This is a genomic window from [Roseibacterium] beibuensis (assembly GCF_039542305.1).
In the GTDB taxonomy this organism is placed as follows: Bacteria; Pseudomonadota; Alphaproteobacteria; order Rhodobacterales; family Rhodobacteraceae; genus Roseibacterium; species Roseibacterium beibuensis.
Map to the genome: position 1 here is coordinate 659,621 of NZ_BAABHW010000001.1, position 23,330 is coordinate 682,950.

Here is a 23,330-nt window from a genome sequence, read left to right on the forward strand (position 1 = left end):
GTGGCGGTTGACGGATTTGCTCAGGAAAGGACGCGCCCCATGACCCAGACCCGTGACAGCATCCTCGACGCGTTGCGCGCGCTGACACTGCCCGATGGGGGCGACCTGATCAGTCGCGACATGGTGCGTGCCCTGCGGATCGAGGGCGGGAAGGTCAGTTTCATTATCGAGGCGGAAACGCCCGAGGCCGCGCGTGGCATGGATGGAGTGCGCCGCGCCGCGGAACAGATCGTCTCGCGTCTGCCCGGTGTCGACGGGGTGAGCGTCGCCTTGACCGCCCATGGTCCGACGCAAAAGGCCCCGCCCGCCGCGCCGCAAGGCGCCGAGCCGCCGACGTTGAAAATGGGCGGGCACATGAAGCCGCAGCAAGGCTCGATGAAACCCTCGGGCGTCAAGACGATCATCGGGATCGGGTCCGGCAAGGGGGGCGTGGGCAAATCCACCGTCGCCACGAACCTCGCCGTGGCGCTGGCGCGGCAGGGACGGCGCGTGGGCCTGCTGGATGCCGATATCTACGGCCCCAGCGTGCCGCGCATGATGGGTGTGAACAAACGCCCCGCCAGCCCGGACGGCAAAACGATCATCCCGCTCAAGAACCATGGCGTCACCATGATGTCGATCGGCTTCATGCTGCCGGAGGAAAAGGCGGTGGTCTGGCGCGGCCCGATGCTCATGGGGGCGCTGCAGCAGATGCTGACCCAGGTGGAGTGGGGCGAGCTGGACACGCTCCTCGTCGACCTGCCGCCGGGCACGGGCGACGTGGCCATGACCCTCTGCCAGAAAGCCGAGGTGACGGGGGCGATCGTCGTGTCGACGCCGCAGGACGTGGCGCTGCTCGACGCGCGCAAGGCGCTGAATATGTTCGACCTGCTGAAGACCCCCGTTCTGGGCCTGATCGAGAACATGGCGAGCTACATCTGCCCCAATTGCGGTCACGAGGCGCATATCTTCGGCGAGGGCGGCGTCCGGTCCGAAGCCGAAAAGCTGGGCCATCCGTTCCTCGGCGCGCTTCCGATCAGCCTTGAGACGCGGATCGCGGGCGATGCGGGCACGCCGATCGCGGCAGGCGAGGGACCGATGGCCGAGGCCTATGCGAACCTCGCGAAGCGGTTCATCGAGGGCGGGCTGGCCTGACACCGGCCCTCACGCAGGCATCACGGCAGGGTGATTCGCCGGACTCGGGGCGGGAAAACCCGTCCATTCCGCCCTCGCGGCGCAAAATCTGGAAAAATCTGCCACGTTATGGGAATGTCCCGGTCGAGGCCTGATTTTCACTACATATGGTGTTTATTTCCGGGCGGCCCACAATTTGGGCCGCCTCTTTCGTTGCAAATGAGCAACGGCGGGGGTGCTTAGAGGCCCTGTTTCCCAGGCTTTGGCAAATAAACCCAAAAAAAGGTGTTGAGTGGGGGCATATCCCATGGCACAAATCATCTATCGGCAGACGAGATCGAACAACGGGTCGCAAAGACCTGAAAAGACAACAAAAACGGCAGGTGTTCATACAGGCAATCTCGAACGCCAAGACAAAGAGATCCGGCGCGCAAGCGAGCAGACATCCCCCCAGGTGGCCTGCGTAGTCGGACACCCAGCAATGGGACGAGGGCGGCGGATTGAGCAGTGGCAGCTTGCTCAATCCGCCGTTTCCGTTTCGGGGCTGGAATAAGGCTCGAATGGGGCGAAAAAGAGGCAAGCGCGGTGGACCGCAGATTTCTGGGCGAAAGCCTCAACAAGGTGGACGGAAAGGGCCGGGTCTCGATCCCGGCTAAATTCCGTCGCGTCTTGCAGAACTGCGACAAGGATTATGCGCCCGGCGGCGCGCCGCGCCTGTACATCGCCTATGGCGACCCCAAGAAAAATTACCTGGAATGCTTGTCGGGCGATGCGTTCGACCAGATCGACCAGATGATCCAGCAGCTTACCCCCGGCAGTCCGCTGAAAAAGGCGATGGGCTACCTCTATTACACCAAGTGTGACGCGACCGTTCTGGACGATACCGGACGCCTCGTGCTGTCACAGGCCGCCCGCGAAAAGATCGACGTGGACGGAGAGGCGCTGTTCCAGGGCCATGGCGACCAGTTTCACATCCTCAAGCCGTCCGAGGCCAGCGCGGCGGACGAGGATTACGAGGCGATGCTGGCCGAGATGGGGCAGGACGATGCCTATTTCGATCCGCTCGCGGCCGCCTATCGCGAGCTTGAGGCGCGCAAGGTCGAGCCGGTGGAATGACGGACGCGTCGCACCAGGAAAAGGCCCCGCATATTCCCGTTCTGCTGCGTCCGTTGATCCGGGCCGTGTCTCCGGTGTCTGGCGTGTGGTTGGACGGCACTTTCGGCGCTGGTGGCTACGCCCGTGGTCTGCTTGAGGCGGGGGCGGATGTCGTGATCGGCGTGGACCGTGACCCGTTGGCCTTCGAGATGGCCGAGGATTGGGCCGGCGCCTATGGCGACCGGCTCAGGCTGGTTGCGGGAAATTTCGCGGACCTCGATGCCCATGCCGCAAGCGTGGGCTTTGCCTCCCTGGACGGTGTGACGCTGGATCTTGGTGTTTCCTCCATGCAGCTTGACATGGCCGAGCGCGGCTTTTCCTTTCTGCGCGACGGCCCGCTCGACATGCGCATGGGGCGCGAGGGGCCCTCGGCGGAGGATATCGTCAACGACGCCCCCGAGGCGCTGATTGCCGACATCCTGTTTCACTATGGGGAAGAGCGTGCCGCGCGGCGCATCGCGAAGGCGATTGTCTCCGAGCGCGCCAAGGGGCGCATCACCTCGACCCTGCACCTCGCGACGCTCATCGAGGGTTGCCTGCCGCGCAAGAAACCGGGTCAGAGCCACCCGGCGACCCGCAGTTTCCAGGCGATCCGCATCGCGGTGAACGACGAATTCATGTCCCTTGTCAGGGGGTTGGAGGCGGCAGAGCGCGCACTGAAGCCCGGCGGCAAGTTGGCCGTCGTGTCGTTTCACTCCATCGAGGATCGCGTGGTGAAACGGTTCCTCGCCGAACGCTCCAGCCGCGGTGGCGGCGGCTCGCGCCATGCCCCGGCCGAGGCGCTTCGCGATCCGGGCTTCGACCTGACCCCGAAAAAGGCGATCCCGCCCGACCCCGAAGAGATCGAGGTCAACCCGCGGGCGCGCTCTGCCAAGCTGCGGGTCGCCACGCGGACCGACGCGCCCGCCCGGGGCGTCGATGCCGCATCCCTTGGTGTCCCGCAGGTCGAGGGGGGCTGGTAAATGCGGACCTTCGTCACGGCTTTGGCGGCGCTCGCAGTGATCGGACTGGGGTATTGGGCGTATCACCAGACCATCCTGACCCAGCAAGCCTTGCGCGAGGTCGATCGTCTCCAGCGCGCCATCGGGGCCGAACATGAACGCCTGTCGGTCTTGCGTGCCGAATGGGCCTATCTCAACCGGCCCGACCGTCTGCGCGACCTTGCGGATTTCAATTTCGACAGGCTGGGCCTGATGCCCTTGGCCCCCGAACAGTTCGGCGACGTGATCGAGATCCCCTATCCGCTGCCCGAGCCGGACCCGGCCGATGCGGTCGAAGAATTGTTGCTGGAAAACGCCTCGACCCCAGAGGGGAGGGACGATCCATGAGCCTGCGCACCCCCCTGCGCCCCCTGGCGCGCATTCTGGACGCCCGTCAAAAGGGCGAGAACCCCGACGCGATCGAGCGGGAAAACCGCCGTCTGCGGCACGAGGCAGAACGCGACAAGCTGCGCGTGCGCGCCGAAAGCCGCCTGTTGCTGGTTGCGGTCTGTTTCCTCGCGGCGTTCTGCACGGTGGGCTACCGGATGGCCGCGCTGGCCACCTCGGAACCCGTCGAGCCGCGCGTGGCGACCGGCAGCGGCGATACGATCCTGAACACGCGGGCCGATATCATCGACCGCCATGGGCGCGTTCTGGCCACGAATTTCGCGACCAACGCGCTTTACGCGCATCCGCACGAGATCATTGACGCGCGCGCCGCGGCGGACGGTTTGACCGAGATCTTTCCGGATATGGACGCCGATGCGCTCTACCGCCGCTTCACCTCGGAGGCGCGGTTCATCTGGCTGCGCCGCTATATCAGCCCCGAGCAGGAACAGCAGGTGCATGATCTGGGCGAACCGGGCTTGCTCTTCGGGCCGCGCGAGATGCGGCTTTATCCCAACGGGTCCGTCGCTTCGCATGTCCTGGGCGGTGCTGGTTTCGGCCAGGAGGCGGTGAACGCCGCCGAGGTCGTCGGCGTGGCCGGGATCGAGGCGCAGTTCGACAGCGATCTGCGTGACCCGGCGCGCGATGGCCCGCTGCAATTGTCGCTGGACCTGACGGTGCAGGCCGCGGTGGAAGAGGTCCTCGCCGGTGGCATGGCGCTGATGAACGCGCGCGGCGCGGCGGCCGTCCTGATGGATGCCGACACCGGCGAGATCGTGGCGCTGGCCAGCCTGCCCGATTTCGACCCCAACGCGCGGCCGCGCCCCCTGACCGAAGGCGATCAGGCCGACAGCCCGCTGTTCAATCGCGCGCTTCAGGGCGTCTACGAACTGGGCTCCGTGTTCAAGACATTCACCGTGGCGCAGGCGCTGGACGAGGGCCTGGTCGATCTCTCGACCATGGTTGACACGACCGGGCCGCTTCGCATGGCGGGCTTCGCGATCCGTGATTTTCACAGCTATGGACCGGAACAGTCCGTCACGGATGTTTTCGTGCATTCCTCCAATATCGGCACGGCGCGCCTTGCCCGCATGATCGGCGCCGAGCGGCAGCGCGCGTTTCTCGATCGTCTGGGCCTGCTGGAACCGACCGGGGTGGAACTGGTCGAGGCAGGCGCGGCGCACCCCCTTACCCCCAGCCGGTGGGGCGAATTGTCGACCATGACGATCTCGTACGGGCATGGCGTTTCCACGTCGCCCGTGCATCTTGCGGCGGCCTACGCGACCATTGCCAATGGCGGCACGCGGGTAACGCCCACGCTGCTGCGCCGGGATGCACCGGTGTTGGGCGAGCGGGTGATTTCCGAGGAAACCAGCGCCCGGATGCGCGCGCTGCTGCGCGCGGTGGTCACCGACGGCACCGCCAGCTTTGGCGAGGTCGAAGGCTATTCGGTGGGCGGCAAGACCGGTTCGGCCGAGTTGCCGCGCCCCCAAGGGGGCTATTTCGAGGACCGCAATATCAACACCTTCGCCAGCGTCTTCCCCAGCAATGATCCGGCATACGTGCTGGTGGTTACGCTCTACGAACCGGCGGAAACCTCGGGGCCGGAACCGCGCCGTACGGCGGGCTGGACCAGCGTGCCCGTCGCCGCCGAGATGATCCGGCGTGTCGCACCCCTGCTGGGCTTGCGACCCGAGATTGAACAGCCCCCCGTTTCTCCGCTATCCAGCTCCTCGAATTGAGTGCCGCGCGACGGTCGGGCGGGGCGGAACGGGGGATTTCATGGCCAACCACACCAGCACGCTTTCGGCCCTTGGACTGACCCCGCGCGAGGGGCGGGATGTCGAGGTCACGGGCCTTGTCATCGACAGCCGGAAGATTGAAAAAGGCTGTCTTTTTGCGGCTTTGCCCGGCACGCAGGTGCATGGGGCCAGCTATGTGGGCGCGGCGATCGAGGATGGCGCCGCGGCGATCCTGACGGACCGCGAAGGGGCGATCTTGGCCGCCGATGCGCTGTCTGGCGCGGACGTGGCGCTGGTGGTGGTGGAGGACGCGCGCGCCGCCCTAGCGCATGCGGCGAACCTCTGGTTCGGCGCGGTACCCGAGACGATCGTCGCCGTGACGGGCACGAATGGCAAGACCAGCGTCGCCAGTTTCGCGCGCCAGATCTGGGAGGCTTTGGGCGAGCCAGCCGTGAACATCGGCACCACGGGCGTCGAAGGCAGCTATACCGCGCCCGGCATCCATACCACGCCCGATCCGCTGACGCTGCATCGCCTTCTGGCCGAGCTGAAATCCGAAGGCATCGACCGCGTCGCGATGGAGGCCTCCTCGCACGGTCTCGACCAGCGGCGGATGGAAGCGGTCCGCCCCTGTGCGGCGGCCTTCACCAACCTGACGCAGGATCACCTCGACTATCACGGCACGATGGAGGCCTATTTCGAGGCCAAGGCCCGGCTGTTCTCGGATCTGCTTCTGGATCAGGGCTCGGCTGTGATCAACGTGGACGATCCATACGGGCGGCGCCTCGCCGACGCGCTGGACGAGCGTGACGGGCTGGAACTGATCCGCATTGCGCAATACGCCGAGGATGCCGAGATCCGCATCACCGGGCGTCGCATGGATGAAACCGGGCAGGACCTGCTTGTCACGGTCTGGGGCCAGCCGCGGCGGATCAGGCTGGACCTGATCGGCGCGTTCCAGGCGATGAACGTGCTGACGGCGGCCGCGCTGTGCATCGCGGCGGGCGAGGACCCCGATGCCGTGGTCTCGGTCCTGGGCGAGATGCGCGGCGTGCGCGGGCGGATGCAACTGGCGGCGCGGCGTGAAAACGGCGCCCCGGTCTATGTCGATTATTCGCACACCCCCGACAGTATCGAGACCGCGCTGAAAGCCTTGCGTCCGCATGTTCTGGGGCGGCTGGTGATCGTCTTCGGCGCCGGTGGCGACCGCGACCGAACGAAACGTCCGCTGATGGGCAAGGCGGCGGCCGAGAACGCGGACGTGCTGTATCTGACCGACGATAACCCGCGTTCCGAGGATCCGGACCTGATCCGGGCCGAGGTCAGGCAGGGCTGCCCCGATGCCATCGAGGTTGCTGACCGGGCCGAAGCGATCCTGCGCGCGGTCGACGCGCTCGAACCCGGCGATGCGCTTTTGATCGCGGGCAAGGGGCACGAGACGGGGCAGATCGTCGGGGACGTGGTCTACCCCTTCGATGACGTGGAGCAGGCGAGCGTCGCCGTGGCCGCGCTGGAGGGCCGGGCATGAGCGCGCTTTGGACCGCCGCCGACGCAGCCGCCGCCACGGGCGGCAAGGGGACGGGCGACTGGGCGGCGACGGGCGTTTCCATCGACACGCGCACGATCGCGCCGGGCGATTTGTTCGTGGCGCTGACGGCGGCGCGCGACGGGCACGAGTTCGTGGCGCAGGCCTTGGAGAAGGGCGCTGCCGCGGCCATGGTCAGCTATGTGCCCGAGGGCGTCGATCCCGCGCGCTGCCTGTTGGTGCCCGATGTGCTGGATGGGCTGGTGGCGCTTGGCCGGGCGGGGCGCGCGCGCAGCAAGGCGCGGGTGATCGGGGTCACGGGCTCCGTCGGCAAGACGACCGTGAAGGAGATGTTGCGCACGGCGTTGTCGGCACAGGGTAAAACCCATGCCGCCGAGGCAAGTTACAACAACCATTGGGGCGTTCCCCTGACGCTGGCGCGGATGCCGGTGGAGACGGATTTCGCCATTATCGAGATCGGCATGAACGCCCCCGGAGAGATCGCCCCCCTCGCGCGGATGGCCCGGCCCCACGTCGCGATGGTCACCATCGTGGCCGGTGCGCATCTCGAGGCATTCGGCAGCCTCGACGGGATCGCGCATGAAAAGGCGTCGATCTACGACGGTCTGGACCCCGGCGGCGTGGCCATCGTCAATGCCGACGTGGAAACCGCGCCGATCCTCTTTGCCAAGGCGGAGGAGGTCGGTGCCCGGCTGATCCGCGTGGGCGAGGCCGAGGGCGCCGATCTGCGCCTGCTGGATGCGCGGATCGTTGGCGAGACCACGGTCATCCGGGCCGAGGATCGCGGCGTCGAGCGGCTCTTGAAACTGATGGCGCCCGGGCGGCACTTGGCCATGAACGCATTGATGGCCCTTGCGGGGGCAGACGCCGCGGGCGCAGACCCGGCCGAGACCGCGATTGCCTTGGGGCACTGGACGCCGGTTGAAGGGCGCGGCACCCGCGAACGGTTGGTTCTCAGCCGGACCGACGACATCGCCATCGACCTGATCGACGACGCGTTCAATGCCAACCCGGCCTCGCTGGCTGCGGGGCTCGAGGTATTGGCGGGCACCGTTCCAGAGCGCGGCGGGCGGCGCATCGCGATCCTGGGGGACATGCTTGAACTGGGGCCCGAGGCCGCGGTGATGCATGCCGAGGTGGCAGATCTGCCCAGTATGGCGGGGGTGGATCTGGTGCACACGGCTGGCCCGCTGATGCAGCATCTCCATGACGCGTTGCCCGGCGCGAAGCGCGGCCTTCACGCTGAGACCGCCGACGAGTTGGCCTGCCTGGTCCCGCGCGAGTTGCGTCCCGGCGATATCGTGCTGGTCAAGGGATCGAAGGGCAGCAAGATCTCCCGCGTGGTTGACGCGCTCAGGAAACTGGGGCAAGCGGCTGCGGATGATAGGCGAGGGCCCCGCTAGATGTTGTTTTGGCTGAACGAGCTGTCGGATGGCGGCGATTTCTTCAACCTGTTCCGGTATATCACGTTCCGTGCTGGCGGCGCCTTCTTCACGGCCCTGATTTTCGGCTTCATTTTCGGGCGACCCCTGATCAACGCGCTGCGGCGGAAGTATTCCAACGGCCAGCCGATCCGCGAGGACGGGCCGGCGCATCACATCACCACCAAGTCGGGGACGCCGACGATGGGGGGGCTGTTGATCCTTGCGGCCTTGACGCTGTCGACGCTGCTTTGGGCGCGGCTCGACAATATCTATGTCTGGATGGTGCTGGGTGTGACGGTCGCCTTCGGCCTCGTGGGCTTTGCCGATGACTGGGCCAAGGTCAGCCGCAACAATACCAAGGGCGTCTCCGGCAAGGTTCGGCTGGCGATCGGCTTCCTGATCGCGGCGGTCGCGGGGATCGTGGCCGTCTATGCCCATCCGGATGAACTGTCGGCGCAACTGGCCATGCCGGTTTTCAAGGACGTCCTGATCAACATGGGCTGGTTCTTCGTGCCGTTCTCGATGATCGTGATCGTGGGGTCCGCCAACGCGGTGAACCTGACCGACGGGCTGGACGGGTTGGCGATCATGCCGGTGATGATCGCGGCGGGCACCCTGGGCGTCATCGCCTACGCGGTCGGTCGCGTCGATTTCACCGAGTATCTCGACGTTCATTACGTTCCGGGCACCGGGGAGTTGCTGGTCTTCACGGCGGGGCTGATTGGCGGCGGGCTGGGCTTCCTGTGGTACAACGCGCCGCCTGCTGCCGTCTTCATGGGCGATACCGGCTCGCTGGCCCTTGGCGGGGCCTTGGGGGCCATCGCCGTGGCCACCAAGCACGAGATCGTTCTGGCGATTGTCGGCGGCCTCTTCGTGGCCGAGGCGCTGAGCGTCATCATCCAGGTCCTCTATTTCAAATCGACCGGCAAACGCGTCTTCCTGATGGCGCCGATCCACCACCATTTCGAAAAGAAGGGCTGGGCCGAGCCGCAGGTCGTCATCCGCTTCTGGATCATTTCCCTGATCCTTGCGCTCATTGGCCTTGCCACGCTGAAACTGCGCTGAGCGCGCGGCCGGGGGGAGGCGCGGCCTCACGCGCCCCTGACGGGGCACATTCGCCCGCGCCTGTGCGCCTGATCCCCGCCGTGCCTGTCTCCCGCGAAGGCGCGGGCGCACTGGCATCGGGGCCGCGAAGCGCCTATGTCGAAGCGACTTGGAACAAAGGGTGCGTGCGATGATCCCCGTCTTGGGTTTCGAAGGCCAAAAGGTCATGGTTCTGGGCTTGGGCCGCTCGGGCCTGTCGACCGCGCGGGCATTGCGTGCGGGCGGCGCCGAGGCGCTGTGTTGGGACGATGGCGAGGCCGGGCGATCCGCCGCCGAGGCCGAGGGCTTCACCTTGGTGGACCCGATGAAAGCCGCCGCCTTCGACGGCGTCGCGGCCCTGATCACGTCGCCCGGCATCCCGCATCTCTACCCCGCGCCGCATCGTGCCATCGCCGCCGCGATGGCGGCGGGCGTGCCCGTGGACAATGATATCGGCCTGTTCTTCCGCTCGCTGGGGCAGGGGGATTGGGTGCATCACGACACGCCCCCGCGCGTGGTGGCGGTCACCGGGTCGAACGGGAAATCCACGACCTCGGCCCTGATCGCCCATATCCTCGAGACGGCGGGCACGCCCTGCCAGTTGGCGGGCAATATCGGGCGCGGGGTTCTGGACCTCGAGCCGCCGATTGACGGCGAGGTAATCGTGCTGGAACTGTCCAGCTACCAGACCGATCTGGCCCGCGCCCTGACGCCGGATATCGCGGTCTTCACCAACCTGTCGCCGGATCATCTGGATCGCCATGGCGGGATGGGGGGCTACTTCGCCGCCAAGCGCCGGCTTTTCGCCGAAGGCGGGCCGGACCGTGCGGTGATCGGCGTGGACGAACCCGAGGGGCGCTACCTGGCGAACCAACTCAGCGAGGGCGACGGAGACGCGCGCCTGATCCGGGTCGCCAGCCGCAAGCTGGCCGGCGCGGGCTGGGATATCGTGACCAAAAAGGGCTGGTTGTCGGAAACGCGCAAGGGACGGCAGGCCGCCTCGATCGACCTGCGCGGTATCGCCGGCCTGCCCGGCGCGCATAACCACCAGAACGCCGCCTGCGCCTACGCGGCGGCGCGTGCGCTTGGCCTGTCCCCGCGCGTCATCGAACAGGCGCTTCACACGTTCCGGGGCCTGCCCCATCGCAGCCAGCGCATCGCCGAGATCGCTGGCGTGGCTTATGTCAACGACAGCAAGGCCACGAATGTCGATGCGGCGGTCAAGGCGCTGTCGGCCTTCCCGCGTATCCGCTGGATCTGTGGCGGGCTGGAGAAGGAAGGCGGTATGCAGGCGCTGGCCGGTGCCACGGGTAACGTGGTGAAAGCCTACGTGATCGGGCGCGAGGCGGCGGGCTTCGCCCTGCATCTTGCCGACCTGCCGCACGAGGTTTGCGGCGACATGGCCACGGCCGTGTCCCGCGCCGCCGCCGAGGCGGAGCCGGGCGAGACCGTTCTGCTGGCCCCGGCAGCGGCGAGTTTCGACCAATACGACAATTTCGAGCAACGCGGCGATGATTTCGCCACGCAAGTGGCCAAGCTGGGCTGAGCTTGCTGCCGTGTGCGCAACTGGATGTCGCGGCGAACGCTAGGCTTTTCGCGTAGCGGACTCTCCACACCCCGTTATGCAATCTGCGTTTCATGCTATGGTTACGGCCATCCCGAGCCGGGGGGGCGACATGGCAAAGGTTCTTGGATTGGGCGGCGTGTTCTTCACTTGCGCCGATCTCGACAATACAAAAGCGTGGTATGCCCGGGTTCTTGGCATGGAGCCTGACGCGGACGGTGGCCTCGCCTTCCTGCACCGCGACAGTGCCGAGGCGTTCCCGCAGGGCGCACGGACCGTCTTTGCCCCATTCCCCGACGCCAGCTATTTCGCGCCGTCCTCGGCGCAATTCATGCTGAACCTGATCGTCGACGATCTGGACGCGATCCTGGCGCGCGCCAGGGCCGAGGGCGTGGACGAGGTGCAACCGCGCGAGGCGCATCCCTATGGGCGCTTCGGCTGGATCATGGACCCCGATGGACGCAAGCTGGAACTGTGGGAGCCACCGCGCGGCTGAGCGGCTGGCAAGTGTTATTGCTGGCCCCGCGCCCCGAATACGGCTAGAGTGCGCGGATAGACCTCGGAAAACCGGGGCACGAGGCAGAACCAGGCAACGACAACAACAAGGGATCGGGCAATCCCATGACGGAAATCGCGCATGGCACGGTGATCGTGCAATCCGGCGAGGCTGTTTTGCCCCGTTGGTGGCGGACGGTCGATCGCGTGACCTTGGGGTGCATTCTGGCGCTGTTCGCCATCGGCATCCTGCTGGGCTTTGCGTCGTCTCCGCCCCTGGCCGAGCGTAACGGTCACGATCCATTTCACTACGTGATCCGGCAGGCGGCCTTTGGCGGCATGGCCCTGTCGGTGATGGTTTTCGTTTCGATGCTGCCGCCCACGACGGTGCGCCGGATGGGCGTGCTTGGGTTCTTCGCAGCCGTTGCGGCGGTGGCCCTGTTGCCGGTTTTCGGAACCGATTACGGGCAAGGCGCGGTGCGCTGGTACTCCCTCGGCTTCGCGAGCCTTCAGCCCTCGGAATTCCTGAAGCCCGTCTTCGTGGTCTTCGCCGCATGGATGGTCGCCGCCAGCCAGGAGATCGGCGGCCCGCCCGGCAAGTCGGTCTCGCTCTTCGTGGCGGTGATGATCGTGGGCTTTTTGGCCATGCAGCCCGATTTCGGGCAGGCGGCGCTGATCGTCTTCGCATGGTCGGTGATCTATTTCGTCGCCGGCGCGCCGATGATGATCCTCTTCGTCGTGCTCGGGCTTGTGGGCGTCGGTGGCGTCGTCGCCTATAACAACTCGGAACATTTCGCCCGCCGTATCGACGGGTTCCTGTCGGCCGAGGTCGATCCGAACACGCAGCTGGCCTATGCCACGGATGCGATCCGTGAGGGCGGGCTGTTCGGCGCGGGCCTTGGCGAGGGCTCGGTCAAGTGGACGCTGCCCGACGCGCATACCGATTTCATCATCGCGGTCGCGGCCGAGGAATATGGCCTCGTGCTGGTCCTGATCATCATCGCGCTTTACGCAGGCATCGCGATGCGCAGCTTCTTCCGGCTGATGCGCGAACGCGACCCGTTCATCCGGCTGGCGGGCACGGGGCTGGTCAGCCTGCTGACCTTGCAGGCTTTCATCAACATGGGCGTCGCGGTGCGGCTGCTGCCCGCGAAGGGGATGACGCTGCCCTTCGTGTCCTACGGCGGCTCTTCGCTGATCGCGACGGGCATTGCGGTGGGGATGCTGCTGTGTTTCACCCGCACCCGCCCGCAGGGCGACATCGGCGATTTCCTTCTCAACCGGCACGGCAGGACATGACGCATCACCCCCATCTGATCATAGCGGCAGGCGGCACCGGCGGGCATATGTTCCCCGCGCAGGCGCTGGCCGAGGCGATGGTGCGCAAGGGCTGGCGGGTGACGCTCTCGACCGATGCGCGGGGCGCGCGCTACACCGGTGGCTTCCCGCATGTTGTCGAGGTGCGCGAGGTCGCGTCGGCCAGTTTCGCGCGCGGCGGTGTGGGCGCCAAGCTTGCGGCGCCGTTCCGGATTCTCGGCGGCATTCTTTCGGCCACCCTGCGGATGCGGCGCGAGAAGCCTGCCGTGGTGGTGGGCTTCGGCGGTTACCCGACGATCCCGGCGGTTGCGGCGGCGATCCTGACGCGCCGGCCCCGGATGCTGCACGAACAGAACGGCGTGCCGGGCAAGGTCAATCGCATCTTCGCCAAGCGCGTCGACACGGTCGCGTGCGGCACATGGCCCACGGTCCTGCCCGAGGGGGCGCAGGCGATCCATACGGGAAACCCGGTGCGCGCCGCCGTGCTGGACCGCGCGGGCGCGCCCTACACGCCGCCCGGCGACTGGCCGATGAGCCTGTTGGTCTTCGGCGGCAGCCAGGGGGCCCATGTCTTTTCCGAGGCCGTTCCGGCCGCGCTGGCATTGCTGCCCGAAGAGCGGCGCGGCCAGTTGCGCGTCGCCCAGCAGGCCCGCCCCGAGGACGCCGAGGCCGTTGCCGCAGCTTATGAGGCGATGGGCGTTCGGGCCGAGATCGAACCCTTCTTCAAGGACATTCCGCGCCGCCTGTCCGAGGCGCAGCTGGTGATCTGCCGCGCGGGGGCCTCGTCGCTTGCGGATGTGTCCGTGATCGGGCGGCCGTCGATCCTGATCCCGTATCCCTTTGCCGCCAACGATCACCAGACCGCCAATTCCAAGGCCTTGGTCGAGGCCGAGGCCGCGATCCGCATCCCGCAAAGCAAGCTGACCCCCGAGGCCCTGGCCGAAGCCATCGCGTCGGTGCTGACCCAGCCCGAGGCCGCGGGGCGCATGGCCCAGGCCGCGCTGTCGGTCGGTGTGCCGGACGCCACCGAACGCCTTGTCGCCCTGGTCGAGGAGTTGGCAGGCCTCAAGCCCGCCAAGACACATGAGGACCAAGAATGAGTGCTGCCGCCGCCACCAAGCTGCCGACCCAATTGGGCGCGATCCATTTCGTCGGGATCGGGGGGATCGGCATGTCGGGCATCGCCGAGGTTCTGCTCAACCACGGGTATCACGTGCAGGGGTCCGACCTGAAACCCTCGAAGATCACCGAGCGGCTGGAACGGCTGGGCGCGCGGATCTTCATCGGGCAACGGGCGGAGAACCTCGAAAATGCCGAGGTCGTCGTGATCTCGTCGGCGATCAAGCCGGGCAACCCGGAACTGGACAGCGCGCGTCTGCGCGGCCTGCCCGTGGTGCGCCGGGCCGAGATGCTGGCCGAGTTGATGCGCCTGCGCTCCAACATCGCGGTGGCGGGCACCCATGGCAAGACGACGACCACGACGCTGGTGGCGACGCTGCTGGATGCGGGCGGGGTGGATCCGACCGTCATCAATGGCGGGATCATTCATGCCTACGGCTCGAACGCACGGGTCGGGCAGGGCGATTGGATGGTGGTCGAGGCCGACGAAAGCGACGGCACCTTCAACCGTCTGCCCGCGACCATCGCCATCGTGACCAATATCGACCCCGAGCATATGGAGCATTGGGGCACCGAGGAGAACCTGCATCGCGGCTTCCTCGATTTCGTGTCGAATATCCCGTTCTACGGGCTTGCGGTGTGCTGCACCGATGACCCGGATGTGCAGACGCTGGTGGGCAAGATCACCGACCGCCGCGTGACGACCTTCGGCTTCAACGCGCAGGCCGACGTGCGGGCGATGAACCTGACCTACAAGGGCGGCATCGCGCATTTCGACATCGCGCTTCAGCCCGAGGGAAAGATCATCGAGGGCTGTACCCTGCCGATGCCGGGCGATCACAACGTCTCGAACGCCTTGGCGGCCGTGGCGGTGGCGCGGCACCTGGGCATGAAGGCGGATGAAATCCGCGCGGCGCTCGCCAATTTCAAGGGCGTGAACCGCCGTTTCACCCGCGTGGGCGAGGTGGGTGGCGTGACCGTGATCGACGATTACGGCCACCACCCGGTCGAGATTGCCGCCGTGCTGCGCGCCGCGCGGCAGGCCTGCGAGGGGCGCGTCATCGCCGTGCATCAGCCGCACCGCTACACGCGGCTGCATTCGCTCTTCGACGATTTCTGCAGCTGTTTCAACGATGCCGACGTGGTGGGCATCGCCGAGGTCTATGCCGCGGGCGAGGACCCTATCGAGGGTGCATCGCGTGACGATCTCGTCGCCGGGCTGATCCGGCATGGTCACCGCCACGCGGTCGCGGTGAATTCCGAGGATGACCTCGAAAAACTGGTCCGGGCCGAGGCGCGTCCCGGCGACATGGTGGTCTGCCTCGGGGCGGGCACGATCAGCGCCTGGGCGCATGGTTTGCCCAAGCGGCTGGCCGACGGGCAGGAGGCCGGTGCAGGCGCGCCCTGAGATAACGCCCCCGGGCACAGAGGCGCTTCAGCGCCGGTTGGGGCTTGGCCTGATGACGGCCTACGGCATCGGCATCATGGTCGGCGCGGGCATCTACGTTCTGGTCGGCGCTGCCGCCGGGGCGGCGGGTGTCTGGGCCCCGGTTTCCTTCCTGCTGGCCGGGTTGGTGGCCGTGCCCTCGGCCCTGGCCTTCGCCGAGTTGTCGGCGCGCATCCCCGAGGCGGCGGGCGACAGTTCCTATGTCGAGATCGGACTGCGCCAGCATTGGCTGGCCGTCGTCGTCGGCGCGATCAACATCATCGCCGGAACGGTCGCCTCGGCGGCCGTTTTGCGCGGCGGGGTCGGCTATCTGGCCGGTGTGGTCGATCTCGACCCGGTGGTGGCCACCGTGGGGCTTGGGGTTGCGCTGACCGCCATCGCCATCCTCGGCGTTGTCGAAAGCCTGAGTTTCGCCGCGGTGCTGACCGCGGTCGAGGTCGGGGGACTGATCCTGATCATCTGGGCGGGTTTCGGCGTGGCCGAGCCTGTGACCGACTGGCAGGCTCCGCCGGCGCCCCAATGGTCGGGCATCGCCTTCGCCGCGATCTTCGGCTTCTTCGCCTTCATCGGGTTCGACGACCTCGTCAACATGGCGGAAGAGGCCCGCGATCCTCGCCGCACGATGCCGGCCGCGATCCTGATCTCGCTGGCGATCACCGCGCTTCTCTACGCGCTGGTCACGATGGCGGCGGTGCGCAGCGTCGAGGTCGAGGCGCTTGGCCAATCCGAGCAGCCCCTGGCGCTGGTCTGGTCCACGGCGACGGGAACCTCCGCCTTGCTCCTGTCCGTTATCGCCGTCTTCGCTGCGCTGAACGGCGTTTTGGCGCAGATCATCATGGCCGCGCGGGTCCTTTTCGGTCTTGGACGGCGCAGCCCGACACTGGCGATCTTCCACCATGCGCACCCGCGCTTCGGAACACCGGTTCTGGCCTCTCTGCTGATCGGGGTGGCGGTGATCCTCTCTGCGCTTGCGCTGCCTGTGGCAGAGCTGGCGGAGATCACCACGCTGGCCCTGTTGATCGTGTTCTCCATCGTGAACGCGGCCCTGATCGGGGTGAAACGCCAAGGCCCGTGGGACGGGTTTGCCGCGCCCGTCTGGGTGCCGTGGCTGGGGATCGCGGCCTGCCTGTCCTGTTTTTCCGCCGCCATATGGGGGAGCGCATGAGCCATCTGTCGATCCTGTCCCGTCTGCCCGCCTCGGAGGATGCGCCCCTGGTCCTGATGCCGGGGGCAGCGCAGGTCGTGCCGAGCGTCTCGTGCGAGGTCTCCATGCCCCTGCGACACGGGTTTTTCAGCTTGCAGCCCCGGGGAATTCCCGTTTCTGTCATTTTGGCGGACATCGCATCGGCGGTCCGCCGCCCACTTGGCGCGTCCGCGCGTCACCTGGTTTGGAGGGCCTGACCATGCCCCTTGCCTTTATCCTGGCCTGCCTTTGGGCGTTGACAGCCTGCCTTGCAGGCATGATGCCAACCCGGTTTCACTGGCCGGCGGCCTGGGTGCTGATCGCAACGGGCATTCCCCTTCTGGGGCTCGTGACCGTGTCGATGGGGCCGTGGTGGGGGTTGGGCGTGATGGCCGCCGGGGTCTCGGTCCTGCGCTGGCCGCTGATCCGGCTTGCTCAAACGCTGCGCGCCTCCTTCGGTGCCAATGAAGCGCAGACGCCCCCGGGTGAATGAGCGCCACTGGACCCGGGCCACGCGCTCGGGCTAGAGAACGCCCATGACCACGGGCGCTGCAATCCTTTCCACCAGTTTCGGCCTATCCGGCCTGATCCTTGGCACATTCCTGTCCTCCGGTCGGCTCGGGCAGGCCTTGGGCGTGCTCTTGCCCATGCCGGTGGGGCTGGCCATCGGGGCGGTGTCGGGCTGGGCCCGCAGCCGGGAGGGCAGGGGATGACCGAGATCGAGATGCCCGATGTGCGCGGACGCCTGACGCGAAACCGCGATCTGTCTTCGCTGACATGGCTGCGCGTCGGCGGGCCGGCCGATTGGTTCTTCCAGCCCGCGGATGAAGCGGACCTGTCCGATTTCCTCGCGGCGCTCGATCCCGAGATGCCGGTTTTCCCCATGGGCGTCGGCTCGAACCTGATCGTGCGGGATGGCGGGATCGAGGGCGTCGTGATCCGGCTCGGCCGCGGGTTCAATGGCGTCGAGATCGAGGGCGACCTCGTTCACGCGGGCGCGGCGGCCCTGGATGCGCAGGTTGCCAAGCGGGCGGCGGAGGGCGGGCGCGACCTGACCTTCCTGCGGACGATCCCCGGCTCGATCGGCGGGGCGCTGCGGATGAATGCCGGGTGCTACGGCTCCTACGTGGCCGATCACTTCGTGTCGGCCCGCGCGGTGTTGCGCGATGGCACCATCGTATCGCTGGGGTCGGATGACGTCAGTTTCGCTTACCGCAACACGGACCTGCCGGATGGCGCGGTGATCACGCAGGTGAGCTTGCGCGCCGAGGCGGGAGACCCCGAGGCGCTGCTTGGGCGGATGGACGAGCAACTGGCCAAGCGCGATGCGACCCAACCCACAAAGGACCGGACGGCCGGATCGACCTTTCGCAACCCGGCGGGGTTTTCCTCGACGGGCCGTGCGGATGACAGCCACGAGTTGAAGGCCTGGAAGGTGATCGACGATGCCGGCATGCGCGGCGCGACCCTTGGCGGGGCCCAGATGTCCGAGCTGCATTCCAACTTCCTGATCAATGCCGGTGGGGCCAGTGCTGCCGATCTGGAAGGATTGGGCGAGCTTGTCCGAAAAAGGGTTTTCGAGACCAGCGGTTTGACGCTAGAATGGGAAATCAAGCGTGTCGGCCGACCGACACCGACCGGCCCGGCAAAGACCGGGCCGTAGAATAACAAGAAAAGCTGACCGGGCCAAAAGAACACCGGCGGCAGATGAGGCACAGTGGTGGCAAGTTCGAGCAGAACAGCCTCCCGCGTCGTGGTCCTGATGGGCGGCCCCTCGGCTGAGAGGGACGTGTCGCTCAGCACGGGAACGGAATGCGCCAAGGCGCTGCGGGGCGAGGGCTATGAGGTGATCGAGGTCGATGCCGGCCCCGGTCTGGCCGAACGTCTTGCCGATCTTTCCCCCGACGTGGTGTTCAACGCCCTCCATGGACGCTGGGGCGAGGATGGCTGTGTTCAGGGCATGCTCGAATGGCTGCGCATTCCCTATACCCATTCCGGTGTGCTGGCCTCGGCGCTGGCGATGGACAAGACCCGCTCGAAAGAGGTGTACCGCGCGGCGGGCCTGCCCATCGTCGACAGCGTCATTCGCTCCAGGGACGAGGTGATGGCCCGCCACGTCATGGAGCCGCCCTATGTCGTGAAGCCCAACAACGAAGGCTCGTCGGTGGGCGTCTACCTCGTGACCGAGGGGGCGAACGATCCGCCGAAACTGTCTGCCGACATGCCCGCGCATGTCATGGTCGAGGCCTTCGCCGCGGGGCGCGAGCTGACCGCCTCGGTCATGGGGGCGGGCGAGGGCGACCCCGGTGCGCTGACCGTGACCGACATCCTGACCGAGGGCTGGTATGACTACGACGCCAAGTACCGCCCCGGCGGATCGCGTCATGTCGTGCCCGCCGATGTGCCCTCCGAGATCTTCGATGCCTGCATGGACTATGCCACCCGCGCGCATGTCGCCCTCGGGTGCCGGGGGGTCAGCCGCACCGATTTCCGCTGGGATGAGGCGAGGGGGCTCGACGGCCTGATCCTGCTGGAGACAAACACCCAGCCCGGCATGACACCCACATCGCTGACGCCCGAGCAGGCGCAGGCCTGCGGATATTCCTTCGGCGCGCTCTGCCGCTGGATGGTGGAGGATGCCTCATGCGATCGCTGATGCGCCGGCGGAACGGCGTCGATCCCGCGCCCTCGATCTGGACCTACCGGGTGCAGCGCCTGTGGCTGACCCCGTTCTTTCGCCGCTTGCTGCGGGTGGGCCTGCCGGCCTTTGCGCTGGCCTTTGGGACGCTTTGGTATTTCACCGACGAGGACAATGTCACGGCGCTGGTTGAAGGCGTGCAGGAGATCCGGCGCGAGATCGAGAACCGCCCCGAGTTCCGCGTGAACCTGATGGCGATCGAGGGGGCAAGCCCCGTCGTGACCGACGAGGTGCGCGGCGCGATGGGCCTGGACCTGCCGCAATCCTCGTTCGATATCGACCTCGACATGCTGCGCGAGCGGCTCGTTGCCTTGCCGGCGATTGCGGATGCCGATCTGCGTATCCAGTCCGGCGGCATCCTGTCGGTCACCATCACCGAGCGTGTTCCGGCCCTGATCTGGCAAACGCGGGAAGGCACGGTCCTGATTGACGGCGAAGGGCATTTCGTGGCCGGCCTGGAAGACCGCGTGCCCGAGCGTCCCTTGCCGATGGTGGGCGGTGCAGGCGCAGACATGGTCGTGGACGAGGCCCTGGCGTTGTTCGCCGTGGCCGAGCCGCTGGGGGACCGGCTGCGCGGATTGGTGCGTGTCGGCTTGCGCCGGTGGGACGTGGTGCTGGACAGCGGGCTGCGTATCCAGCTTCCGGAAACCGGGGCGCGCGCCGCGCTCGACCGTGTGCTGGCGCTGGATGATGTCCAGGAAATCCTGTCGCGCGACGTCATGCGGATCGACCTGCGCAACCCGCGCCGCCCGACCGTGCAGCTCAGCCCCGACGCCATGACCGCGCTGCGCCAGTTGCGCGACGGCGAACCCAACCCTCAACCCCTCAGCGGAGATCAACGCGGATGAACCTGCTTTATCAGTCCCAACGGGCGATGCGGGCCAAGCGGCAAGAGGCGATGCGCCGTGGTGTCCTCGCCGTTCTCGATATCGGGTCGCACAAGATGTCCTGTCTCGTGCTGCGTTTCGACGAAACCGATCCCGGCGCGGCGTCAGAGGGCGTCGGGGCCATGGCGGGGCAGGCGGGCTTTCGCGTCATCGGCGCCAACACGACCCGGTCCCGTGGGGTGCGGTTTGGCGAGATCGACACGGTGCAGGAAACCGAGCGTGCGATCCGCACCACCGTGCAGGCCGCCCAGAAAATGGCGCAGGTGCGCGTCGATCACGTAATCGTTTCCTTCGCCGGGGCGCGGCCGCGCAGCTATGGCCTCGATGGCGAGATCACCCTGACGACGGGCACCGTGCATGATGCCGATGTCGCCCGCGTTCTGGCGGCTTGCGATGTGCCCGATTTCGGGCAGGGGCGCGAGGTGCTGCATGCCCAGCCCGTGAACTTCTCGCTCGATCACCGCACCGGGATGGGCGATCCTCGGGGGCATGTGGGCAATCGCCTGTCGGTGGACATGCATCTGCTGACGATCGAGGCGGCGGCCATCGAGACGCTGCTGTATTGCGTCAAGCGTTGCGACCTGGAACTCGCCGGTCTGGCCAGCGCGCCCTATGTCGCCGGCATCTCCAGCCTGGTCGAGGACGAGCAGGAACTGGGCGCGGCCTGTATCGACATGGGCGGCGGCACGACCAGCCTGTCGATCTTCATGAAGAAGCACATGATCTTCGCCGATACCGTTCGGATGGGCGGGGACCACGTGACCAGCGATATCAGCCAGGGCCTTCAGATCCCGATGTGCGATGCCGAGCGGATCAAGACACGCTTCGGCGGCGTGATCGCCACGGGCATGGACGATCGCGAGATCATCGAGCTGGCAAGCGACACGGGCGACTGGAACCATGATCGGCGCACGGTCAGCCGCGCCGAGCTGATCGGCGTGATGCGTCCCAGGGTCGAGGAGATCCTCGAAGAGGTGCGCGCGCGTCTGGATGCGGCGGGGTTCGATCATCTGCCCAGCCAGCGGATCGTTCTGACCGGGGGATCGTCGCAGATCCCGGGGCTCGACGGTCTGGCCAGCCGCATCCTGGGCAACCAGGTGCGCCTCGGGCGTCCGTTGCGCGTACAGGGCTTGCCGCAATCGACCTGCGGCCCTGCCTTTTCCTCGGCGGTGGGCCTCGCGCTTTTTGCGGCCTACCCGCAGGACGAATGGTGGGACTTCGAAATGCCCGCCGACCGTTATCCGGCGCGCAGCCTGAAACGGGCCGTCAAGTGGTTCCGTGACAATTGGTGACCACCGCATCTGGTGGTCAGCCCCCAAATCCCGCAAAATCGGCGGTTTTCCGCCCCATATTTCGCGATTTTCGCCAAATTTCCGCGTGACGCGCGCGCGGGAGTTGGGTAGCATGTATCGGAATAAGAGGCAGAAAAGATCAACCGGCACAAGACCGGGGTCGCAAACGAAACACAGGCGGACAGAGCGATGACACTCAATCTCACCATGCCCGACATGCGGCAGGAACTGAAACCGCGCATCACCGTCTTCGGCGTCGGTGGGGCGGGCGGCAACGCAGTCAACAACATGATCGACCAGCAGCTGGATGGCTGCGAATTCGTGGTCGCCAACACCGATGCGCAGGCGCTGGCGCAGTCCAAGGCGTCGGGCAAGGTGCAGATGGGCGCCCGCGTGACCGAAGGTCTGGGTGCCGGTGCGCGCCCCGCCGTCGGCGCAAGCGCTGCCGAAGAGTCGATCGAGGAAATCGTCGATCACCTCGCTGGCGCGCACATGGCCTTCATCACCGCCGGCATGGGCGGCGGCACCGGCACGGGCGCCGCGCCGATCATCGCGCAAGCCGCGCGGGAGTTGGGCGTTCTGACCGTGGGTGTCGTGACCAAGCCCTTCCAGTTCGAGGGCTCCAAGCGGATGCGGCAGGCCGATGAAGGCATCGAGCAGCTGCAAAAGGTGGTCGATACCCTCATCATCATTCCCAACCAGAACCTGTTCCGGCTGGCCAATGAGAAGACCACCTTCACCGAAGCCTTCGCGATGGCCGACGACGTTCTGTACCAGGGCGTGAAAGGCGTGACCGATCTGATGGTGCGCCCGGGCCTCATCAACCTCGACTTCGCGGACGTGCGCGCCGTGATGAACGAGATGGGCAAGGCCATGATGGGCACCGGCGAAGGCGAGGGCGAGAGCCGCGCATTGCAGGCCGCCGAGAAGGCGATCGCGAACCCGCTGCTCGACGAGATCAGCCTCAAGGGGGCCCGAGGCGTTCTGATCAACGTCACCGGCGGCTACGACCTGACCCTGTTCGAACTGGACGAGGCCGCGAACCGCATTCGCGAAGAAGTCGACGAAGAGGCCAACATCATCGTCGGTTCGACGCTGGACCAGACGATGGAAGGCCAGATGCGCGTCAGCGTCGTGGCGACCGGCATCGACGTCTCGGAGCAGGCGGCGCAGGAACCGGCGCGTCAGAACTACGCGTCCTACCGCTCGGGTGCCGCTCCGGCTCCGAAACCGGCGGCTCCCGCCCTGGCCGTGGCCGAGGTGGAGCCCGAACCCGCGGATATGCCCGAGCTGACCGAAGAGCATCCCGAACCGTCGCTGTTCGAGAGCTTTGCGCCCGGCAAGGTGGAAGAGCCCGGCTTCGACGACCTGGCGGAAGACGATGTTCCGGCCCCGGCCTATCGTCCCGCCCCGCGCCCCGCGGCCAGCGCCCCGCGCCCGGCCCCGATGCCGGTTCAGAACGCCGAAGACGGCTCGGACTACGTGGCGCCGAAACCGGCCCCGGCCGGCGCCCCGACGCCCGAAGCCCTGGCCCGCCTGCGCGCGGCCATCCAGAAGGACGCCCCCCGCGCGGCAGAGCCTGCCCCCCAGGCGCAGCATCAGCCCGAAGGCCACGGAAAGTCCCGCTTCGGCATCAACAGCCTGATCAACCGCATGACCGGACATGGCGACGAGGGACCGGCCCCGGTCGAGCGTCGGGCGCAGCCGCGCATGCAGGCGCCGCGTCCGCAGCCGGTATCCGTCCCGCAACCGGCCCGTGCCGAGGAAAGCGCCGTTGATCCCGAGCAGGAGCGGATCGAGATCCCGGCGTTCCTGCGTCGCCAAGCCAACTGAACAGGGTCATATTTGCAACAAAGGGGCCAGCCATGCGCTGGCCCTTTTCCCTTTTATTTCAGAGC

22 protein-coding genes are annotated in these 23,330 nt (G+C 66.9%); all 22 read left to right on the forward strand.

The genetic code is table 11. The features are described 5' to 3' along the window. Positions 1 to 39: 39 nt before the first annotated feature. Positions 40 to 1,134, forward strand: a complete 1,095-nt coding sequence (locus tag ABD923_RS03310) for an Mrp/NBP35 family ATP-binding protein (RefSeq protein WP_259546693.1) — start codon at positions 40 to 42, stop codon at positions 1,132 to 1,134. Positions 1,135 to 1,420: 286 nt separating this feature from the next. Then, on the forward strand, positions 1,421 to 1,666 hold the full coding sequence (locus ABD923_RS03315; RefSeq protein ID WP_259546692.1) for a hypothetical protein: 246 nt from the start codon (positions 1,421 to 1,423) through the stop codon (positions 1,664 to 1,666). Positions 1,667 to 1,698: 32 nt separating this feature from the next. Next, positions 1,699 to 2,229, forward strand: a complete 531-nt coding sequence (locus tag ABD923_RS03320) for a division/cell wall cluster transcriptional repressor MraZ (RefSeq protein WP_222188363.1) — start codon at positions 1,699 to 1,701, stop codon at positions 2,227 to 2,229. Further along, positions 2,226 to 3,230 (forward strand): 16S rRNA (cytosine(1402)-N(4))-methyltransferase RsmH, encoded by a 1,005-nt coding sequence (rsmH, locus tag ABD923_RS03325; protein ID WP_259546691.1) that lies wholly within the window; start codon positions 2,226 to 2,228, stop codon positions 3,228 to 3,230. The genes ABD923_RS03320 and rsmH overlap by 4 nt, the downstream gene beginning before the upstream one ends. Continuing rightward, complete coding sequence (gene ftsL, locus ABD923_RS03330) at positions 3,231 to 3,596, forward strand: cell division protein FtsL (RefSeq protein ID WP_259546690.1); 366 nt, start codon at positions 3,231 to 3,233, stop codon at positions 3,594 to 3,596. After that, the gene (locus tag ABD923_RS03335) at positions 3,593 to 5,377 is read left to right on the forward strand and encodes a peptidoglycan D,D-transpeptidase FtsI family protein (protein WP_259546689.1); all 1,785 of its coding nucleotides are present in this window, start codon (positions 3,593 to 3,595) and stop codon (positions 5,375 to 5,377) included. Before ftsL ends, ABD923_RS03335 begins: the two co-directional genes overlap by 4 nt. Positions 5,378 to 5,417: 40 nt before the next feature. After that, the gene (locus ABD923_RS03340; RefSeq protein WP_259546688.1) at positions 5,418 to 6,905 is read left to right on the forward strand and encodes a UDP-N-acetylmuramoyl-L-alanyl-D-glutamate--2,6-diaminopimelate ligase; all 1,488 of its coding nucleotides are present in this window, start codon (positions 5,418 to 5,420) and stop codon (positions 6,903 to 6,905) included. Then, a complete protein-coding gene (locus ABD923_RS03345; protein WP_259546687.1) occupies positions 6,902 to 8,326 on the forward strand; it encodes a UDP-N-acetylmuramoyl-tripeptide--D-alanyl-D-alanine ligase in 1,425 nt (474 codons plus the stop codon). Before ABD923_RS03340 ends, ABD923_RS03345 begins: the two co-directional genes overlap by 4 nt. Further along, positions 8,327 to 9,412, forward strand: coding sequence for a phospho-N-acetylmuramoyl-pentapeptide-transferase (mraY, locus tag ABD923_RS03350; protein ID WP_259546686.1), 1,086 nt, complete (start codon positions 8,327 to 8,329; stop codon positions 9,410 to 9,412). It begins immediately after the preceding gene. Positions 9,413 to 9,581: 169 nt separating this feature from the next. Then, positions 9,582 to 10,976: a UDP-N-acetylmuramoyl-L-alanine--D-glutamate ligase gene (murD, locus tag ABD923_RS03355; protein WP_259546685.1), complete on the forward strand. Its 1,395-nt coding sequence runs from the start codon at positions 9,582 to 9,584 to the stop codon at positions 10,974 to 10,976. 130 nt (positions 10,977 to 11,106) lie between these two features. After that, on the forward strand, positions 11,107 to 11,490 hold the full coding sequence (locus ABD923_RS03360) for a VOC family protein (protein ID WP_259546684.1): 384 nt from the start codon (positions 11,107 to 11,109) through the stop codon (positions 11,488 to 11,490). Positions 11,491 to 11,615: 125 nt separating this feature from the next. Continuing rightward, positions 11,616 to 12,788 (forward strand): putative lipid II flippase FtsW, encoded by a 1,173-nt coding sequence (ftsW, locus tag ABD923_RS03365; RefSeq protein WP_259546683.1) that lies wholly within the window; start codon positions 11,616 to 11,618, stop codon positions 12,786 to 12,788. Beyond that, positions 12,785 to 13,906: an undecaprenyldiphospho-muramoylpentapeptide beta-N-acetylglucosaminyltransferase gene (gene murG / locus ABD923_RS03370; protein WP_259546681.1), complete on the forward strand. Its 1,122-nt coding sequence runs from the start codon at positions 12,785 to 12,787 to the stop codon at positions 13,904 to 13,906. The genes ftsW and murG overlap by 4 nt, the downstream gene beginning before the upstream one ends. Beyond that, positions 13,903 to 15,333 carry a UDP-N-acetylmuramate--L-alanine ligase gene (murC, locus tag ABD923_RS03375; protein WP_259546680.1) on the forward strand — a complete coding sequence of 477 codons (1,431 nt, stop codon included), beginning with the start codon at positions 13,903 to 13,905 and terminating at the stop codon, positions 15,331 to 15,333. The genes murG and murC overlap by 4 nt, the downstream gene beginning before the upstream one ends. Next, positions 15,317 to 16,537 carry an APC family permease gene (locus ABD923_RS03380; protein WP_345229417.1) on the forward strand — a complete coding sequence of 407 codons (1,221 nt, stop codon included), beginning with the start codon at positions 15,317 to 15,319 and terminating at the stop codon, positions 16,535 to 16,537. Before murC ends, ABD923_RS03380 begins: the two co-directional genes overlap by 17 nt. Positions 16,538 to 16,775: 238 nt before the next feature. After that, positions 16,776 to 17,048 (forward strand): DUF2484 family protein, encoded by a 273-nt coding sequence (locus ABD923_RS03385; RefSeq protein ID WP_259546678.1) that lies wholly within the window; start codon positions 16,776 to 16,778, stop codon positions 17,046 to 17,048. Between the two features lie 43 nt (positions 17,049 to 17,091). Further along, on the forward strand, positions 17,092 to 17,268 hold the full coding sequence (locus tag ABD923_RS03390) for a hypothetical protein (protein WP_259546677.1): 177 nt from the start codon (positions 17,092 to 17,094) through the stop codon (positions 17,266 to 17,268). Then, positions 17,265 to 18,218, forward strand: coding sequence for a UDP-N-acetylmuramate dehydrogenase (murB, locus tag ABD923_RS03395; RefSeq protein WP_259546676.1), 954 nt, complete (start codon positions 17,265 to 17,267; stop codon positions 18,216 to 18,218). The genes ABD923_RS03390 and murB overlap by 4 nt, the downstream gene beginning before the upstream one ends. Before the next feature lie 57 nt (positions 18,219 to 18,275). Next, a complete protein-coding gene (locus ABD923_RS03400) occupies positions 18,276 to 19,211 on the forward strand; it encodes a D-alanine--D-alanine ligase (RefSeq protein ID WP_259546675.1) in 936 nt (311 codons plus the stop codon). After that, positions 19,199 to 20,101, forward strand: coding sequence for a cell division protein FtsQ/DivIB (locus tag ABD923_RS03405; RefSeq protein ID WP_259546674.1), 903 nt, complete (start codon positions 19,199 to 19,201; stop codon positions 20,099 to 20,101). Before ABD923_RS03400 ends, ABD923_RS03405 begins: the two co-directional genes overlap by 13 nt. Next, complete coding sequence (gene ftsA, locus ABD923_RS03410) at positions 20,098 to 21,432, forward strand: cell division protein FtsA (protein WP_259546673.1); 1,335 nt, start codon at positions 20,098 to 20,100, stop codon at positions 21,430 to 21,432. Before ABD923_RS03405 ends, ftsA begins: the two co-directional genes overlap by 4 nt. Positions 21,433 to 21,621: 189 nt before the next feature. Further along, a complete protein-coding gene (gene ftsZ / locus ABD923_RS03415; RefSeq protein ID WP_259546672.1) occupies positions 21,622 to 23,265 on the forward strand; it encodes a cell division protein FtsZ in 1,644 nt (547 codons plus the stop codon). Positions 23,266 to 23,330: the final 65 nt, after the last annotated feature.

Coding starts and splice junctions, on each gene's coding strand:
- ABD923_RS03360 (WP_259546684.1), top strand. CDS start 11,107: ATGGCAAAGGTTCTTGGATTGGGCGGCGTGTTCTTCACTTGCGCCGAT.
- ABD923_RS03390 (WP_259546677.1), top strand. CDS start 17,092: ATGACCACGGGCGCTGCAATCCTTTCCACCAGTTTCGGCCTATCCGGC.
- ftsZ (WP_259546672.1), top strand. CDS start 21,622: ATGACACTCAATCTCACCATGCCCGACATGCGGCAGGAACTGAAACCG.
- murC (WP_259546680.1), top strand. CDS start 13,903: ATGAGTGCTGCCGCCGCCACCAAGCTGCCGACCCAATTGGGCGCGATC.
- mraY (WP_259546686.1), top strand. CDS start 8,327: ATGTTGTTTTGGCTGAACGAGCTGTCGGATGGCGGCGATTTCTTCAAC.
- murB (WP_259546676.1), top strand. CDS start 17,265: ATGACCGAGATCGAGATGCCCGATGTGCGCGGACGCCTGACGCGAAAC.
- murG (WP_259546681.1), top strand. CDS start 12,785: ATGACGCATCACCCCCATCTGATCATAGCGGCAGGCGGCACCGGCGGG.
- ABD923_RS03335 (WP_259546689.1), top strand. CDS start 3,593: ATGAGCCTGCGCACCCCCCTGCGCCCCCTGGCGCGCATTCTGGACGCC.
- ftsA (WP_259546673.1), top strand. CDS start 20,098: ATGAACCTGCTTTATCAGTCCCAACGGGCGATGCGGGCCAAGCGGCAA.
- ABD923_RS03310 (WP_259546693.1), top strand. CDS start 40: ATGACCCAGACCCGTGACAGCATCCTCGACGCGTTGCGCGCGCTGACA.
- murD (WP_259546685.1), top strand. CDS start 9,582: ATGATCCCCGTCTTGGGTTTCGAAGGCCAAAAGGTCATGGTTCTGGGC.
- ABD923_RS03385 (WP_259546678.1), top strand. CDS start 16,776: ATGCCCCTTGCCTTTATCCTGGCCTGCCTTTGGGCGTTGACAGCCTGC.
- ABD923_RS03405 (WP_259546674.1), top strand. CDS start 19,199: ATGCGATCGCTGATGCGCCGGCGGAACGGCGTCGATCCCGCGCCCTCG.
- ABD923_RS03345 (WP_259546687.1), top strand. CDS start 6,902: ATGAGCGCGCTTTGGACCGCCGCCGACGCAGCCGCCGCCACGGGCGGC.
- ftsL (WP_259546690.1), top strand. CDS start 3,231: ATGCGGACCTTCGTCACGGCTTTGGCGGCGCTCGCAGTGATCGGACTG.
- ABD923_RS03340 (WP_259546688.1), top strand. CDS start 5,418: ATGGCCAACCACACCAGCACGCTTTCGGCCCTTGGACTGACCCCGCGC.
- ABD923_RS03315 (WP_259546692.1), top strand. CDS start 1,421: ATGGCACAAATCATCTATCGGCAGACGAGATCGAACAACGGGTCGCAA.
- ftsW (WP_259546683.1), top strand. CDS start 11,616: ATGACGGAAATCGCGCATGGCACGGTGATCGTGCAATCCGGCGAGGCT.
- rsmH (WP_259546691.1), top strand. CDS start 2,226: ATGACGGACGCGTCGCACCAGGAAAAGGCCCCGCATATTCCCGTTCTG.